This is a genomic window from Stenotrophomonas sp. JC08, from assembly GCF_052180205.1.
Classification (GTDB): Bacteria; Pseudomonadota; Gammaproteobacteria; order Xanthomonadales; family Xanthomonadaceae; genus Stenotrophomonas.
In genome coordinates this window covers 1180801-1195889 of sequence record NZ_CP197473.1, presented here as the reverse complement: position 1 = coordinate 1195889, position 15089 = coordinate 1180801, and the positions used below count along the sequence as shown (strand labels likewise).

Annotated in this window: 12 protein-coding genes; 7 read left to right on the top strand and 5 right to left on the bottom strand. The window is 69.4% G+C overall.

What is annotated here, in order from left to right; translation table 11 throughout:
• The first annotated feature begins 48 nt into the window (after window positions 1-48).
• Window positions 49-846, top strand: coding sequence for a 3-hydroxybutyrate dehydrogenase (locus ACSBPQ_RS05400; RefSeq protein ID WP_442684015.1), 798 nt, complete (start codon window positions 49-51; stop codon window positions 844-846).
• Window positions 847-860: 14 nt separating this feature from the next.
• A complete protein-coding gene (locus tag ACSBPQ_RS05395; RefSeq protein WP_442684014.1) occupies window positions 861-1526 on the top strand; it encodes a response regulator transcription factor in 666 nt (221 codons plus the stop codon).
• Between the two features lie 33 nt (window positions 1527-1559).
• Here ACSBPQ_RS05395 and ACSBPQ_RS05390 read toward each other — a convergent pair whose 3' ends face one another.
• From ACSBPQ_RS05390 to ACSBPQ_RS05380, 3 genes are read right to left on the bottom strand one after another with little or no spacing between them, the layout of a single operon-like run.
• Window positions 1560-4835, bottom strand: coding sequence for an efflux RND transporter permease subunit (locus ACSBPQ_RS05390; protein WP_442684013.1), 3276 nt, complete (start codon window positions 4833-4835; stop codon window positions 1560-1562).
• 1 nt (window position 4836) lies between these two features.
• Window positions 4837-5910, bottom strand: coding sequence for an efflux RND transporter periplasmic adaptor subunit (locus ACSBPQ_RS05385; protein WP_442684012.1), 1074 nt, complete (start codon window positions 5908-5910; stop codon window positions 4837-4839).
• Between the two features lie 9 nt (window positions 5911-5919).
• The gene (locus ACSBPQ_RS05380) at window positions 5920-6123 is read right to left on the bottom strand and encodes a YgaP family membrane protein (protein WP_054667196.1); all 204 of its coding nucleotides are present in this window, start codon (window positions 6121-6123) and stop codon (window positions 5920-5922) included.
• A 97-nt stretch (window positions 6124-6220) separates the two neighbouring features.
• On the opposite strand from ACSBPQ_RS05380, the gene ACSBPQ_RS05375 reads away from it, so the two are divergent.
• From ACSBPQ_RS05375 to ACSBPQ_RS05360, 4 genes are all read left to right on the top strand, one after another.
• Window positions 6221-6610: a rhodanese-like domain-containing protein gene (locus ACSBPQ_RS05375; protein ID WP_442684011.1), complete on the top strand. Its 390-nt coding sequence runs from the start codon at window positions 6221-6223 to the stop codon at window positions 6608-6610.
• Between the two features lie 2 nt (window positions 6611-6612).
• Complete coding sequence (locus ACSBPQ_RS05370) at window positions 6613-6966, top strand: ArsR/SmtB family transcription factor (protein ID WP_442684010.1); 354 nt, start codon at window positions 6613-6615, stop codon at window positions 6964-6966.
• Window positions 6963-7334, top strand: coding sequence for a rhodanese-like domain-containing protein (locus tag ACSBPQ_RS05365; RefSeq protein ID WP_152984955.1), 372 nt, complete (start codon window positions 6963-6965; stop codon window positions 7332-7334). Before ACSBPQ_RS05370 ends, ACSBPQ_RS05365 begins: the two co-directional genes overlap by 4 nt.
• 62 nt (window positions 7335-7396) lie before the next feature.
• Window positions 7397-7753, top strand: coding sequence for a carboxymuconolactone decarboxylase family protein (locus ACSBPQ_RS05360; RefSeq protein WP_054667199.1), 357 nt, complete (start codon window positions 7397-7399; stop codon window positions 7751-7753).
• Window positions 7754-7772: 19 nt separating this feature from the next.
• On the opposite strand, the gene ACSBPQ_RS05355 is transcribed toward ACSBPQ_RS05360, so the two are convergent.
• The gene (locus tag ACSBPQ_RS05355) at window positions 7773-11111 is read right to left on the bottom strand and encodes a PAS-domain containing protein (RefSeq protein WP_442684519.1); all 3339 of its coding nucleotides are present in this window, start codon (window positions 11109-11111) and stop codon (window positions 7773-7775) included.
• Between the two features lie 115 nt (window positions 11112-11226).
• Window positions 11227-13464: a TonB-dependent receptor gene (locus tag ACSBPQ_RS05350; protein ID WP_442684009.1), complete on the bottom strand. Its 2238-nt coding sequence runs from the start codon at window positions 13462-13464 to the stop codon at window positions 11227-11229.
• Between the two features lie 161 nt (window positions 13465-13625).
• On the opposite strand from ACSBPQ_RS05350, the gene ACSBPQ_RS05345 reads away from it, so the two are divergent.
• Window positions 13626-15029, top strand: coding sequence for a GntP family permease (locus ACSBPQ_RS05345; RefSeq protein ID WP_442684008.1), 1404 nt, complete (start codon window positions 13626-13628; stop codon window positions 15027-15029).
• The last annotated feature ends 60 nt before the right edge of the window (window positions 15030-15089 follow it).

Genomic DNA, 15089 nt, shown 5'->3' with positions numbered 1-15089 from the left:
CGACTGTTACGTTTCCCGCCATTCCCCCTATATCCCCGGAGTTTTCCCATGGACCGTTTCCTGCAAGGCCGCACCGCGCTGGTGACCGGCAGCACCTCCGGCATCGGCCTGGCCATCGCCCAGGCGTTGTCGGCGGCCGGCGCGCGCGTGGCGATCAACGGCCTGGGCACGCCCGAGCAGATCGAGGACGCACTCACCAGCGTGAGCAGCGCAGGCAGTGAGGCACGCCACTTCGCCGCCGACCTGCGTCGCCCCGATGAGATCGCCCACCTGCTCGACGCGGTGCAGGGCTGGGGCGCGATCGACGTGCTGGTCAACTGCGCCGGCATCCAGCATGCCGCACCCTTGGCCGAACAGCCCGCCTCGAAGTGGGACGACATCATCGCGCTGAACCTCAGCGCCGCCTTCCACACCATGCAGCAGGCGCTGCCGGGCATGGCCGAACGCGGCTACGGCCGGGTGGTCAACATCGCTTCGGTGCACGGTCTGGTGGCCTCCAAGAACAAGGCGCCGTATGTGGCCAGCAAGTTCGGCATCGTCGGCCTGAGCAAGGTCGCCGCGCTGGAATACGCCAGCGCCGGCAGCCGCGACAGCGGGGGCGTCACCGTCAATTGCGTGTGCCCGGGCTGGGTGGAGACGCCGCTGATCGAGCCGCAGATCCAGGCACACCGCAACGGTGGCAGCCGCGAGGACGGCGTGCGCGCGTTGCTGGAAGAGAAGCAGCCGAGCCTGCGCATGTCGCTGCCGGAGGACATCGCCGCGATGGTGGTTTGGCTTTGCCGCCGCGAGGCCCACAATGTCACCGCTGCCTCCCTGCCGATGGACGGGGGCTGGACCGCCCAGTAACCCAGACCGTGACCATGCCGACCCTACTCATTGCCGACGACCACCCGCTGTTCCGCGCCGCATTGCGCCAGGCCGCCAGCGAAGCCATGAGCGATCTGCAGGTGCGCGAAGCCGAATCGCTGGACGGGGTGCTGGCCGCGCTCGACGCCGCGCCGGAAACCGACCTGATCCTGCTGGACCTGCACATGCCCGGCAATCACGGGCTGGCCGGACTGGCGGCGATCCGCGCGCAGCACCCGGGTGTGGCGGTGATCGTGGTCTCGGCCAATGACGATCCGCGCGTGGTCCGCCGCGCGCTCGATCACGGCGCGGCCGGCTACCTGCCCAAGAGTTCGGGCCTGAACGAATTGCGCGAGGCCATCCGCAGCGTGATGGCCTGCGAGCAGTGGCTCCCGGCGTCGCTGCGCGCGGCGGTGGCGCGGGCGCAGTCCTCCAGCCACGACAGTGAACTGGCCGCACGCCTGGCCAGCCTGTCGCCGCAGCAGTTCCGGGTACTGGCGCTGGTCGCCGAGGGCCTGCTCAACAAGCAGATCGCCGACCGCCTGGACGTGCAGGAGCGAACGGTCAAGGCGCACCTGTCGGCGATCTTCGAGCGCCTGGGCGTGCGCAACCGCACCCAGGCCAGCGTGGTGCTGCGCGAACTGGAACTGAGCGACCCCAGCCGGCAAAGCGACCTGTAACGCGCGGCGCGCCGGTACGCGCCGCGCCGCGGGTCATGCCTGCGCCTGGCGCCGGCGACGGTGCGACAGCAGGGCGTAGTACAGCAGCGGGATCACCACCAGCGTAAGCACGGTCGACACCAGGATGCCGAAGATCAACGCGATCGCCAGGCCGTTGAAGATCGGGTCGTCGAGGATGAAGAACGCACCGGCCATCGCCGCGAGCGCGGTGAGCGCGATCGGCTGGGCGCGCACCGCGCAGGCATCGACCACCGCCTGCTCCAGGGTCTGTCCGCGCTCGACCAGGTGGTTGATGAAATCCACCAGCAGGATCGAGTTGCGCACGATGATGCCGGCCAGCGCGATCATGCCGATCATGCTGGTCGCGGTGAACTGCGCCCCGAGGAGGGCATGGCCCGGCATCACCCCGATCACGGTCAGCGGGATCGGCGCCATGATCACCAGCGGCACCGCGTAGTTGCGGAAGTACGCCACCACCAGCAGGTAGATCAGCACCATGCCGGCGGCATAGGCGATGCCCATGTCGCGGAAGGTCTCGTAGGTGATCTGCCATTCGCCGTCCCACTTGATGCCGAAGCCGGCGCCGTCGGTCGGCTGGCGCACGAAGAACTGCGACAGGCGCTGGCCGTCGATGGCGTTGTCGCCGACCTGGCCGACCAGGTCGAACATGCCGTAGAGCGGGCTGTCGATGCTGCCGCTCTCGTCGCCCATCACGTACACCACCGGCAGCAGGTCCTTGTGCTGGATCGCGCCATCCCACTGCGCGCGCCGCACCGTCACCAGCTCCGACAACGGCACCAGCTGGCCGTTGCCGCCGCGTACCCGCAGCGCCAGCACGCCGTCGAGCGTGCCCTGGCCGGTGGCCGGCAGCCGCAGCCGGATCGGGCGCGGGTACAGCGAGCCGCTGTCGATGACGTGGCTGGCGTCGCTGCCCGACAGCCCGGCGGCGATGGTCTGCACGATGTCCGCCTGCGACACGCCCAGCCGCGCCGCGCGCTCGCGGTCCACCACCAGCACCTCGCGCGCGGCATCGGCCTCGACGCTGCTGTCGACGTCGACGATGCCGTCGGTGTCGAGGAAGCGCTGGGTCAGCGCGCGCCCGATCTGGCGCAGGCGCGCATGGTCCGGGCCGTACAGCTCGGCCACGATCGGCGACAGCACCGGCGGTCCCGGCGGCACTTCCACCACCTTCACCGAGGCACCATGGCGGCGTCCGATCCGCGCCACTTCCGGGCGCAGCGCCACGGCGATGTCGTGGCTCTTGCGGCTGCGCGCGTGGCGGTCGACCAGGTTGACCTGCAGGTCGCCGGCGTTGGCGCCCTCGCGCAGGTAGTACTGGCGCACCAGCCCGTTGAAATTGATCGGCGCGGCGGTGCCGGCGTAGCCCTGGTAGTGCAGCACCTCCGGGGTGCGGTCGAGCACACCGGCCAGTTCGGCGAGCACCGCGTTGGTGGCCTCCAGTGTGCTGCCTTCGGGCATGTCCACCACCAGCTGCAGTTCGGACTTGTTGTCGAACGGCAGCATCTTCAGCACCACCAGGCGGAACACCGCCAGGCTCGCGGCCAGCGCCACCAGCACGGCCATGGCTAGGAACAGCCAGCGCCGCCGGCGCGCGGCGCCGTCACCGGCCAGGAACGGCGTCATCACCCGCGCGAACACGTGGTGCAGGCGCGCGGCCATGCCGCCTTCGACATGGCCGTGGGCGCCGGCCACCGCTGCGCCGGCATGGCGGCGCAGCAGCTTCAGCGACAGCCACGGCGTAACCACCAGCGCGATCAGCAGCGACAGCACCATGCCGACCGAGGCATTGATCGGGATCGGCCGCATGTACGGCCCCATCAGGCCGCTGACGAAGGCCATCGGCATAAGCGCGGCGATCACGGTGAAGGTCGCCAGGATGGTCGGCCCGCCCACTTCGTCGACCGCCGGCGGGATCGCCTCGCGCAGGGTCTTTCCGCCCTGCGCCATGTGTCGGTGGATGTTCTCCACCACCACGATGGCATCATCGACGAGGATGCCGATCGAGAAGATCAGCGCGAACAGCGACACCCGGTTGAGGGTGAAACCCATGGCCCAGGACGCGAACAGCGTCACCGCCAGGGTCAGCACCACCGCCGAACCGATCACCAGCGCCTCGCGGCGGCCCAGCGCGAACAGCACCAGCAGCACCACCGAACCGGTCGCGAACACGAGCTTCTTGATCAGGGTCTGCGCCTTGTCGCTGGCGGTCGCGCCGTAGTCGCGGGTGACGGCCACTTCCACGCCCTCGGGAATGACCTGCCCGCGCAGCGCCTCGATCCGCTCCAGCACCGCGCCGGTGATGTCGGCCGCATTGCTGCCCGGCTGCTTGGTGATGGCCAGGGTCACCGCCGGCGCCACGCCGGTGCGCGGGCCGGCGCGCCCGGGCGGCGCGCCGTGCCAGACATAACGCGACGGCAGGTCGGTGGCATCGCTGACCGTGGCCACGTCGGCCAGCCGCACCGGCTGCCCGCCGTCCACCCCCAGCACCAGCCCGGCCACGTCGGCGCGGTCGGCCAGGAAGCGCCCGGCGCTGACCTGCACCACGCCGTCGCCACCGATGCGTTCGCCGGCCTGGCGCGCCAGGTTCGCCGCCTGCAGCGCCGCGGCCAGGTCGTTCACCGCCAGGCCATGGGCGGCCAAGCGCGCCGGATCCAGCGTCACCATCATCGCCCGCTCGGGCGCGCCGATGGTGTAGACGTCACGGGTGCCGGGCAGGTGCTTGAGCTCGGTTTCCAGGGTATGCGCGACCTGGGACAGTTCCAGCGCGCCACGCCCGCCGGCACCGCGGTCCGCCGCCGTCGGCGCGGGCGCATCGGCCCACAGCGTCAGCGCCATCACCGGCACGTCGTCGATGCCGCGTGGCTTGATGATCGGCTGGCCGACGCCCACGTCCGGCGGCATCCAGTCCATGTTCGAGAACACCTTGTCGTACAGGCGCACCAGCGCCGCCTGCCGCGGCACGCCGACGTCGAACTCCACGGTCAGCACCGCCAGCCCCGGGCGGCTGACCGAATAGGTGTGCTTGACCTGCTCGATCCCGGCCAGCCGGCGCTCCAGCGGATACGCCACCAGCTGCTCCACCTGGCGCGCGTCGGCGCCGGGGAACGGCACGATGACGTTGGCCATGGTCACGTCGATCTGCGGCTCTTCCTCGCGCGGGGTGATCGCCACCGCGACCAGGCCCAGCAGCAACCCCAGCAACGCCAGGATCGGGGTCAGCGGGTTGTCCTGGAAAATGCGGGCCAGGCGGCCGGAAACACCCAGCCGCGGCGTATCGTGCGGCGCCATGTCAACGCTCCACGCGGGCAGCGGCCAGCGCCTGCATCGCCGCCAGTGGATCGGCGGCGATGCGCTCGCCCGCCGCGAGCCCGGCGATTACCTCCACCTGGTCGCCGCGGCGTTCGCCCAGGCGCAGCTGCCGCAGCGACGGCCGGCCATCGGCCAGCACGTAGACGGCATCGACCTCGCCCCGCCGCAGCAGCGCCGAGACCGGTATCTGCGGATACGCGCCGCCCTTCACCGCCGGGAACACCACCCGCACCGTATTGCCGGGCACCGGCGCTGCCTCCAGCACCGGCAGCAGCACCCGCACCTTCACCGCATGGGTTGCGGCATCGGCGGCTGGGAATACCGTCACCTGCGCCGCGTCGACCTGGCGCCCGTCGTCCAGCTGCAGCCGGGCCACGGCATCGGCACGGATCGCATCGGCCTCGGACTGCGGCACGCTGACTTCCACCCGCAGCGCGTCGGGTGCGAACACCGTCATCAGCGGCTGGCCCGGGTTCACGCTCTCGCCCGGCTCGACGTCGCGACTGCTGACGATGCCGGCATAGGGCGCGCGCACCAGGGTGTAACTGCCCTGCTGGCCGGCGCTGGCCAGTTGCGCCCGGGCCGCATCGCGCGCGGCCACGGCGGTGTCGCGCGCGGCGCGTGTGCGGTCCAGCTGCGCCCGCGACACGTACTGTCCCTGCGCCAGCTCGGCATGGCGGCGATAGTCGAGCTCGGCCTCGCGCGCGGCGGCCTCGGCGGCACGCACCTGCGCACGCGCCGCATCGACCCCCGCCTGCTGTTCGACCGCGGTCAGCCGCAACAGCACCTGCCCGGCAGCCACCCGGTCATCGACATCGGCCTCCACCTGCGCCACCCGCCCGCTGGTCTGCGCCGACAGCGTGGCCTGGCGCACGGCCTCCACCACGCCATCCCAGCCGCGCCCTTCGCCGGCGTCGGCGGACCGCACTTCGATGCTGGACAGGCCCTCGACCTTGATCGGGGCGGGCTGCGGCTGGCCCCCGCCGCAGGCCGCCAAAGAGGCGGCCAGCAGCAATGCCAGGGCATGGCGCACGCGCATGGTGTTCTGTTCCACGGCGCCGCCTTACTTGAACGCGCAGCCGCCGGGCACGCCCAGCTTGCGGAACACGATGGCGGCCGGGCAGAAGCCGGTGAAGCTGGCCTGCAGCAGGTTGGCGCCGACGAACACGGTGAGCCACAGCCACAGCGGCGATACGAAATGCGCGAGGGCGACGCTGGCGAGGACCATCACGCCGGCGAAGGCAAGGACGGCACGATCGAGGTTCATACGGATTCTCCTGGGCTGCACGGGACGGCATGGATGCCGGGTTGCGATGAACATTAGCATCTACTAATATTATCGTCAACTGATATAAGAAAGCGCCATGCTTACCTCCATCAACGACCTGGTCGCCGCCGCCTGCGCCCGCATCCGCGAGGCATCCCCGCAGGAAGTTGCTGCCTGGCCGGCCGGCAGCGTCGCGATCATCGACGTGCGCGAGCCGGACGAATATGCCGCCGGCCACCTGCCCGGCGCGGTCAACATCCCGCGCGGGGTACTGGAGTTCCGCATCCACGCCCACCCGGCGCTGGCGTGTTCCACCAGCCAGGAACTGACCCGCCCCGACCGTCCGCTGCTGCTGTACTGCCTGACCGGCGGCCGCTCGGCGCTGGCCGCCGACAGCCTGCGCCAGCTCGGCTTCAGCGACGTGCGTTCGCTTGCCGGCGGCGTCAACGCATGGCGCAATGATGCGCTTCCCCTGGAACTGGAATGATGATGGCCGACACCGCTTCCCACCCGCCGTTCGACGTGACCGCGATGCGCGCGCATGCCGGCGACGCCGTGCAGCTGCTCAAGGCGCTGGCCAACGAGAACCGGCTGCAGGTGCTGTGCCTGCTGGCCGAAGGCGAGCGTTCGGTCGGCGAGATCAACGCCCTGCTGGACCTGAGCCAGTCGGCCCTGTCCCAGCACCTGGCCGTGCTGCGCGAGGAAGGCCTGGTGCTGACCCGGCGCGAAGCGCAGACCATCGTCTACGCCCTGGCCGACGGCCCGGCAGCGGCGGTGATGCATACCCTGCACGGCATCTACTGCGGCCGCCCCGCGGCCCGCGGCAAGGCGGGCAAGCCATGATCGCGCTGCTCCGGGCCCTGTTCGGCGGCCGCGGCGGACAGCTCGCGCCACATGAGGCGGCCGCGCGGCTGCGCGCGGGCGCGGTGCTGGTGGACGTGCGCGAAGCGGCCGAGTTCGCCCGCGGCCACGCACCCGGCGCACGCCTGCTGCCGCTGTCGCGCATCCGCGCGGATGCGGCCGGCGCGCTGGCGACCCTGGACCTGCCCGATACCACCGACGAGCTGCTGCTGATCTGCCACAGCGGCATGCGCTCGCGCATCGCCCAGGCGGCGCTGGCCGGGCACCGGCGCGTGCGCTGCGTCAACGTCGCCGGCGGCATGCAGGCCTGGGTCGACGCGGGCCTGCCGATGACCACGCCGCGCGGTTGAACGTACCGTTTATTCCCTGCGCACAAGCTACCGTGCGCCCCCGATCCCCAAGGAGAACACCGATGAGCGCCATTCCGTCCTACACCGACCTGACCCGCGACATCTCGCGCAACCTCACCCCGCTGCGCACCCACAACGCCGATGTGATGCAGGGCTTCGGCGCGCTCAGCAAGGCGGCGATGGCGGCCGGCGCGCTGGATGAGAAGACCAAGGAACTGATCGCCATGGCCATCGGCGTGGCCAACCGCTGCGACGGCTGCCTGGGCTTCCACGCCAAGGCGCTGGTCCGGCTGGGCGCCACCCCGGAGGAGTTCCGCGAGATGCTCGGCGTGGCGGTCTACATGGGTGGCGGCCCGTCGCTGATGTACGCGGCCAACGCGCTGGCGGCGTTCGAGGAATTCAGCACCGCGCAGGGCTGAGCACACCACACCGCGCGCGCTATGGCCTGGCCACCGCGCGCGCGGCCAGCAGGCGATCCATGATCGATTTCAACGCCAGCGGCCGCACTGGCTTGTGCAGCAGCGTCAGGCCCAGCTCCATCACCTCGCGGCGCGTGGCCAGGCTGTCATCGGCACTGAGGATCAAGGTCGGTCGGGAGCCGAAGCGCTCGCCCAGCCGCGCCTGCAGTGCGGTGCCGGTATCGCCGTCATCAAGGTTGTAGTCGAACAGCCACAGCAGCGCCGGCTGCGCCTGCAGCGCGGCCACCGCCTGCGCCTCACCGGACGCTTCGGCCACCGCATAGCCCCAGCCCCGCAGCAGCCCGGCCAGCGCCTGCAACGCCGCCGGATCGTTGTCCACCACCAGCACCGGGATACCGCCACGGGCGACCTCCATGTGCGCACGCGCCTCGGCCGGCGGCGGCCGTGTTGCCACCTGCGCGACCGCGACCGAAAACACCGTGCCGCGCCCCTTCTCGCTGCGCAGCCGCAACGGCGCCTGCAGCAGCCCGGCGATGCGGTCGGCGATCGCCAGTCCCAGCCCGAGGCCCTGCCCGCTGCTGTCCTCGCCGCGACGGAATTCCTCGAAGATCCGCTGCTGCTCGCTGGCGGCGATGCCCGGGCCGGTGTCATGCACCTCGATGCGCAGGCGCCCGCCTTCGCGGCGCACGCCCAGCAGCACGCCACCGCTGCGGGTATAGCGCACCGCATTGGCGAGGAAGTTCTGCAGTACCCGCCGCAGCAGTTGCGGGTCGCTGTTCACCCAGGCGCGGGTTGGCCGGTAGTGGAACGCCAGCCCGCGCGCCTGCGCCAGTGCGCGGAACTCGGATGCCAGCGGATCGAGCACCTCGGCCAGCGGCAGGTCGCGCGGCTGCGACACCAGCCCACCGGCCTCCAGCCGCGACATGTCGAACAGGCCGGTCAGCAGGTCGGTGGTGGAATCCAGCGCGCCGCGGATCTGCACCACCGCCTGCTTCTGCTGCGGCGCTTCCACCTGCTGCGCCAGCGTGTCGGTGAACAGGTGCGCGGCGTGCAACGGCTGCAGCAGGTCGTGGCCGACCGCGGCGAGGAAGCGGCTCTTGGCATCGTTTGCCCGCTCTGCCTCACGCTTGGCCGCCTCCAGCAACGCGGTGCGCTCGCCCACGCGCTGCTCCAGCGTCTCGTTGCTGCGCTTGAGCGCGGCCTCGCTGCGGCGGAATTCGGTGACATCGGTGAACGTGGCGACAAAGCCGCCCCCGGGCATCGGGTTGCCACGGATCTCGACGATGCGGCCATCGGGAAACACCCGCTCGGTCAGATGCGGTGTGCCGGCGCGCATGAAGGCCAGCCGCCGGTCGATCGCGCGTTCGCCCTTGCCGCGCTGTGGCATCGTCTCCAGCGCCCAGCGCGTCAGGTCGATGATCGGCCGCCCCACCTGCAGCAGCTCGTCGGGAAAACCGAACATGCGCGCATAGGGCCGGTTCCAGGCCACCAGCCGCTGGTCGCGATCGATCACGCTGATGCCCTGGCTCATGTTCTGCAGCGCCGCCTGCAGCACCTGCTGGTTGAAACGCAGGTCCTGCGAGGCCTCGCTGACAATGGCCGCCACGGTTGCCAGCTCGCGGTCCTCGCCGCGCGCGGCGTCCAGCAGCAGCCGTGCCGATGCCGTCCCCAGCACCGCCGACAGTTCGCGCTCGAGCCGCGCTTCGATCGCCACCGGCACCGGCCCGTTGCGCGGCGCATCGGCCAGCAGGCGCTCGACCTGCTCGAATGGAAGGAAGCGACGGCCGGCATTGCGCAAGGTGTCCGCATCCAGACTGCGCCGGGTATTCCGCGGAGTGTCGCGCCGCCAGGCCATCGCCAGCAGGGTCACCAGCGTGCCGACGAACAGGCTGGCGCCCACCGCACGCCCCAACGGCGTCCATCCGGTCAGGCCGAACAGCCCTTCCGGTGCCAGCCAGTGCCAGCCCAGTGGTCCCTCCAGCAACCAGGCGGGCTGCGGTTGCGCATCGGCCAGCAGCGACGGCAGCAGCAGCACCCAGGCCCAGGTGAGGAAACCGGCCAGCACCCCGGCGATGGCCGCACGCGGCGGTGTCTGCGGCCGCCAGATCGCAAACCCCAGCACCGGCAGCAGCGTGGCCATCGCCGAGAATGACACCCCGCCGATGTCGGCCAGCACGTTGCCGCCGGCGATCAGGCGGCTGTAGGCCCAGGCCAGCAGCATGATCACGCAGATGCCACCGCGCCGCAGCCACACCAGCTGGCGCCGGTGATCGCCACCACTGCGCGCCCACGCACCCCGCAACAGGCCGGGCGCGAACCAGTGGTTGCCGATCATCAGGCTCAGCGTCAGCGTGCTGACCACCACCATGCCGGTGGCGGCGCTCAGTCCGCCCAGGAAGGCGAACAGCGCAATGCCCTCATGCCCGGCGGAAAACGGCAGCGCCAGCGTGTACATGTCCGAGGGCACGCTGTCGCCCAGCAGCGCACTGCCGGCCCGCGCCAGCGGCAGGATCGGCAGCGCGATCAGCAGCAGGTACAGCGGGAACAGCCAGCGCGCGGTGCGCACATCGGCCGGATCGCGGCATTCGACCACGCCGACATGGAACTGGTGCGGCAGCAGGAACATCGCCAGTCCGCCCAGCAGCACCAGCGGCACGAACCCACCGGCCGGCGCGTCCAACGGCAACGCCGCTGCCGCCGGCAGTCCCTTCAGCCCGAACCAGACGAACAGGCCCAGCGCCAGCATCGCGCACAGCTTGAACACCGACTCCACCGCCATCGCCAGCACCAGCCCGCGGTTGTGCTCGGACATGTCCGCGCGCCGCGCACCGAACAGCATCGCGAACAGCGCCATCGCCAGCGCCACGTACAGCGCGCTGTCCTGCCAGATCGAATCCTCCGCGCCGGTCGCCACCGTGCGCGAGGTGAGCATGCCGAAACTCATCGCCACCGCCTTGAGCTGCAGCGCGATATAGGGAATCAGCCCGAGCACGGTGACCAGGGTGACGGTGGCGGCCAGCCACGCATCGCGCCCCAGCCGCGCGGCGATCAGGTCGGCCAGCGAGGTGGCGTTGGTCTCGCGCGCCAGCCGCACCAGCCGCACCATCACACCCATCGCCAGCACATAGAACAGGATCGCGCCGACGAAGGTCGGCGGCAGCGGCCAGCCGTGGCGCGCCGCCTGGGTGACGGTGCCGTAGAAGGTCCACGAGGTGCAGTGCACCGCCAGCGACAGCGCATAGACATGCCGCCAATGACGGGCGAACACCGCCGGCCGGCGCTCGCCATACAGCGCCGCGCCGAACATCAGCGCCAGCCATGCCAGCCCCGCCAGTACCACCGTCACCAGACTCAACATGCCTGCCGCATCCCCTGCCATTGCCCGCCTCCAGCAGCGGAGGCGGCTACAGAATACGGAAGCGGCGGCATGCCGTCAGACATGCCGCCGCTCAAGGTCACTTCCGGTCATCCGATCAGAAGTTGTAACGCACCGACACATACCAGTTGCGCGGCAGACCGTAGTAGGCGGTCTGGATATTGCCGACGCTGGCGAACTCCTGGCCTTCGGTCTTGTACTGCTTGTCGGTCAGGTTGCGCACGCCGGCACGGACCTGCCAGGCCATCTGCGGCGAATCCCACACGCCATAGGCGCCGACCAGCGTATAGGCGTCCTGGCTCAACACCGCGCGGTTGTCCACCGACAACCAGGTATCGCCGCGGTAGGAGACATCGCCGCCAAAGGTCAGGTTGCCACTGTCACCCAGCGAAAACACGTGCTGCAGGGCGACGCGGGCGGTCCAGTCCGGCGAGAACGGCACGTGGTCGTGGTTCACGTTCGGATCGAAGCCCGGATAGGACGGATCCAGGCGGAAATCCTCGAATTTGTCGTACTTGGCGTCCATCCAGCCCAGCTGCGCGCTCAACGTGGTGGCCTCGCCCAGCAGCGCGCTGCCTTCCAGTTCGATGCCCTTGATGTTGAGCTTGGCTGCGTTGAGCACCGGGAAGGTGCCCACGTCCTGCGACACGCGTGCCTGGAAGTCGCTGTAGTTGCTGTAGAACGCCGCCGCGCTGCCGCGCAGGCGGTTGTCGGACGAACTGCCCTTCAGGCCCAGCTCGTAGGTCCACACGTATTCCGGGTCGAACTTGGCGTGCTGGGTATCGAACACGGTATTGGCGCGGCCGTTGAAACCGCCGGACTTGAAGCCGCGGTTGGCCGACACATACGCCATCAGGTTGTCACTGAAGGCCTTCTGCAGGCTGACCGACGGCGTCACCGCAGTCCACGAGGCATTGGCGGCGAAGGCCACGGTTTCGTTCAGCGCGGAGAACGGCGCGCCCCAGAAGGTGCTGGTGCTACGGTCGTAGTCCTTCTTGTCCTTGGTCCAGCGCACGCCGGCGGCCACGGTCCAGCTCGGCACGAATTCCCAGTTCACATGGGCGAAGGCGGCGGTGGACGTGGTGGTCAGGTCGTCATCGATGGTGCGCAGGAAGTCCAACGGCGTGCCTGCCAGTGCGAACAGGTCGTCGGCATAGGCTTCCTGGTAGGACGGCACGTTCTCCTTCATGTAGTACGCGCCGAAGGTGGCATGCAGGTTGGAGCCGTTGTCGTAATGCAGCTGGAACTCCTGGCTCTTCTGGTCCTGGTCCAGTGCCACCAGCACATCGCCCAGCTCATACTCGGACGCGTCGATATCGATATACGAGTTGGTCTTGAGCTTGCGGTAGGAACTGATGCTCTTCAGCGTCCACTGTTCGTTGAGGTCCCAGTCCATCGCCAGCGACGCACCGGAGTGCTTCAGGTACTGGCCCTGGCCGTCATCGAACGAGGTCCGCGCACGACGGTTCCACTCGCCCTTTTCACCCGGCAGCAGCACCACGGTGCCCAGTGCCAGATCGGTCTGTTTCAGGTCGGCCATCGGCCGGCCCAGCGTCAGCGCCGCATCCTGCCTGGTGGTATCCACGCTCAGGGTGGCGCGGAAGTTGTCGGTGGGATTGAGGGCGAGCTTGAAGCGCAGCGCCTCGGTGTCGTCATCGTTGTAACGCTTGCCGGTGTCGGCGTCCTTCACATAGCCGTCGTTGGTGATCTTGGCCCCGGCGATGCTGGCGGCCACGGTATCGCTCAACTTGCCCGACACGTAGAAGCGCCCTTCCAGGCGGCCGTAGTCGCCGGCGGTGACTTCCACCGCGCCACCTTCGTTGTCGAACGGATTCTTGGTGGTCAGCTTGATCGCGCCGCCCGTGGAGTTCTTTCCGTACAGCGTGCCCTGCGGTCCGCGCAGTACTTCCAGCTGCTGGATGTCGAACAGCGAGAACAGCGCGCCGTTGATGCGCGAGTAGTACACGTCGTCGACATACATGCCCACGCCCGGATCGAAGGTCTGCAGCGCGTCCGGCTGGCCGATGCCGCGGATGAAGACGTTGACGCTGTTGGCCGAACCGCGGCCCTGGGCGATGTTCATGTTCGGCACCGCGCCCTGCAGGCCTTCCACGGTCGAGGCCTGCAGATCCTTGATCTGCTCCTCGCCGAAGGCGCTCACCGCCACCGGTACGTCCTGGATGGACTCGCTGCGACGGCGCGCGGTGACGGTCACTTCGTCCAGCTGCGTGGCCTGGGTGCCGGCCGCTGCGGCCTGCTGCTCCTGGGCCTGCACGAAAGTGGCCGGTGCCAACAGGATGCCGCCGATGGCGATGCTCAGATACTTGCGCTTCATGTGTCTCCCTCCTCCCGGGTGTGACGTTGCGGCATACGGATGCCGCCATGGAGCGCACGTTAACGGAGCGTTAGACGGGCGCGTATCGTCCCTTCGTACAGTGGGCCGCCGCACCGCGGCTCCCGATACTCACCGGCAACGTATTGGCCGGGGAGCCGTGGATGTCGTTTCTGATCGTATTGGCGGCCCTGTGCTTCCTGATGTTCGTGGCCTACCGCGGCTACAGCGTGATCCTGTTCGCGCCGGTGGCGGCGCTGGGTGCGGTGCTGCTGACCGACCCGGCGCTGGTGCAGCCGATGTTCACCGGGCTGTTCATGGACAAGATGGTCGGCTTTCTGAAGCTGTATTTCCCGGTATTCCTGCTGGGTGCGGTGTTCGGCAAGCTGATCGAGATCTCCGGTTTCTCCAAGTCCATCGTCAGCGCCACCATCCGGCTGGTCGGTGCGCAGCGCGCGATGCTGTCGATCGTGCTGGTCTGCGGCCTGCTCACCTACGGCGGCGTGTCGCTGTTCGTGGTGGTGTTTGCGGTTTATCCGTTCGCCGCCGAGCTGTTCCGCCAAAGCAACATCCCCAAGCGGCTGATCCCCGGCACCATCGCGCTGGGCGCCTTCACCTTCACCATGGATGCATTGCCGGGCACGCCGCAGATCCAGAACATCATCCCGACCAGCTTCTTCGGCACCACCAGCTGGGCCGCGCCGACGCTGGGCGTGATCGGTACGGTAATCATCCTGGCGCTGGGCATGAGCTACCTGGAGTGGCGCCGCCGCGCCGCGCTGGCCGCCGGTGAAGGCTATGCCGGCAACGCGCCGCTGCTCAACGAGCCCGAGGCGTTCCGCGGCGAAGCGCTGGCCCATCCGGCCATCGCCCTGCTGCCACTGGTGCTGGTCGGCGTCTCCAACTACCTGTTCACGCGCTGGATTCCCGGTTTCTACGGCGAAAGCCAGTCCTTCCTCCCCGCGGTGATCGGCAACCCGGCGCCGGTGGTGCAGGAAGTGTCGAAGATGGCGGCGATCTGGGCCGTCCAGGGCGCACTGCTGGTGGGCATCCTCAGTGTGATCGCGTTCGCGTGGAAGCCGGTCATCAGCGCCTTTGCCGAAGGCACCAAGGCGGCCATCGGCGGCGCCATGCTGGCCTCGATGAACACCGCCTCCGAATACGGTTTCGGTGCGGTCATCGCCGCCCTGCCCGGCTTTCTGGTGGTGGCCAACGCGTTGGGCTCGATCCCCAACCCGCTGGTCAACGAGGCGGTGTCGGTGACGGCGATGGCCGGCATCACCGGCTCGGCGTCGGGCGGCATGTCGATCGCGCTGGCAGCGATGGCCGACAGCTTCATCGCCAATGCGCAGGCGGCCGGCATCCCGATGGAAGTGCTGCACCGGGTGGCGTCGATGGCCTCCGGCGGCATGGACACGCTGCCGCACAACGGCGCGGTGATCACCGTGCTGGCGGTCACCGGCCTGACCCATCGCCAGTCCTACAAGGACATCTTCGCCATCACCATCATCAAGACGCTGGCGGTGTTCGCGATCATCGGCGTGTATTACGCCACCGGAATCGTCTGAGCCGGTTCAGGAGGATTGCCGCGCCTGTGCCGGCCATCATCCCGTTGTCATCATGATGGC

Excerpts from the sequence above, each read along its gene's own strand:
- ACSBPQ_RS05365 (WP_152984955.1), top strand. The coding sequence starts at position 6,963 with ATGATCGCGCTGCTCCGGGCCCTGTTCGGCGGCCGCGGCGGACAGCTC.
- ACSBPQ_RS05400 (WP_442684015.1), top strand. The coding sequence starts at position 49 with ATGGACCGTTTCCTGCAAGGCCGCACCGCGCTGGTGACCGGCAGCACC.
- ACSBPQ_RS05370 (WP_442684010.1), top strand. The coding sequence starts at position 6,613 with ATGGCCGACACCGCTTCCCACCCGCCGTTCGACGTGACCGCGATGCGC.
- ACSBPQ_RS05350 (WP_442684009.1), bottom strand. The coding sequence starts at position 13,464 with ATGAAGCGCAAGTATCTGAGCATCGCCATCGGCGGCATCCTGTTGGCA.
- ACSBPQ_RS05395 (WP_442684014.1), top strand. The coding sequence starts at position 861 with ATGCCGACCCTACTCATTGCCGACGACCACCCGCTGTTCCGCGCCGCA.
- ACSBPQ_RS05380 (WP_054667196.1), bottom strand. The coding sequence starts at position 6,123 with ATGAACCTCGATCGTGCCGTCCTTGCCTTCGCCGGCGTGATGGTCCTC.
- ACSBPQ_RS05355 (WP_442684519.1), bottom strand. The coding sequence starts at position 11,111 with ATGTTGAGTCTGGTGACGGTGGTACTGGCGGGGCTGGCATGGCTGGCG.
- ACSBPQ_RS05360 (WP_054667199.1), top strand. The coding sequence starts at position 7,397 with ATGAGCGCCATTCCGTCCTACACCGACCTGACCCGCGACATCTCGCGC.
- ACSBPQ_RS05375 (WP_442684011.1), top strand. The coding sequence starts at position 6,221 with ATGCTTACCTCCATCAACGACCTGGTCGCCGCCGCCTGCGCCCGCATC.
- ACSBPQ_RS05345 (WP_442684008.1), top strand. The coding sequence starts at position 13,626 with ATGTCGTTTCTGATCGTATTGGCGGCCCTGTGCTTCCTGATGTTCGTG.
- ACSBPQ_RS05390 (WP_442684013.1), bottom strand. The coding sequence starts at position 4,835 with ATGGCGCCGCACGATACGCCGCGGCTGGGTGTTTCCGGCCGCCTGGCC.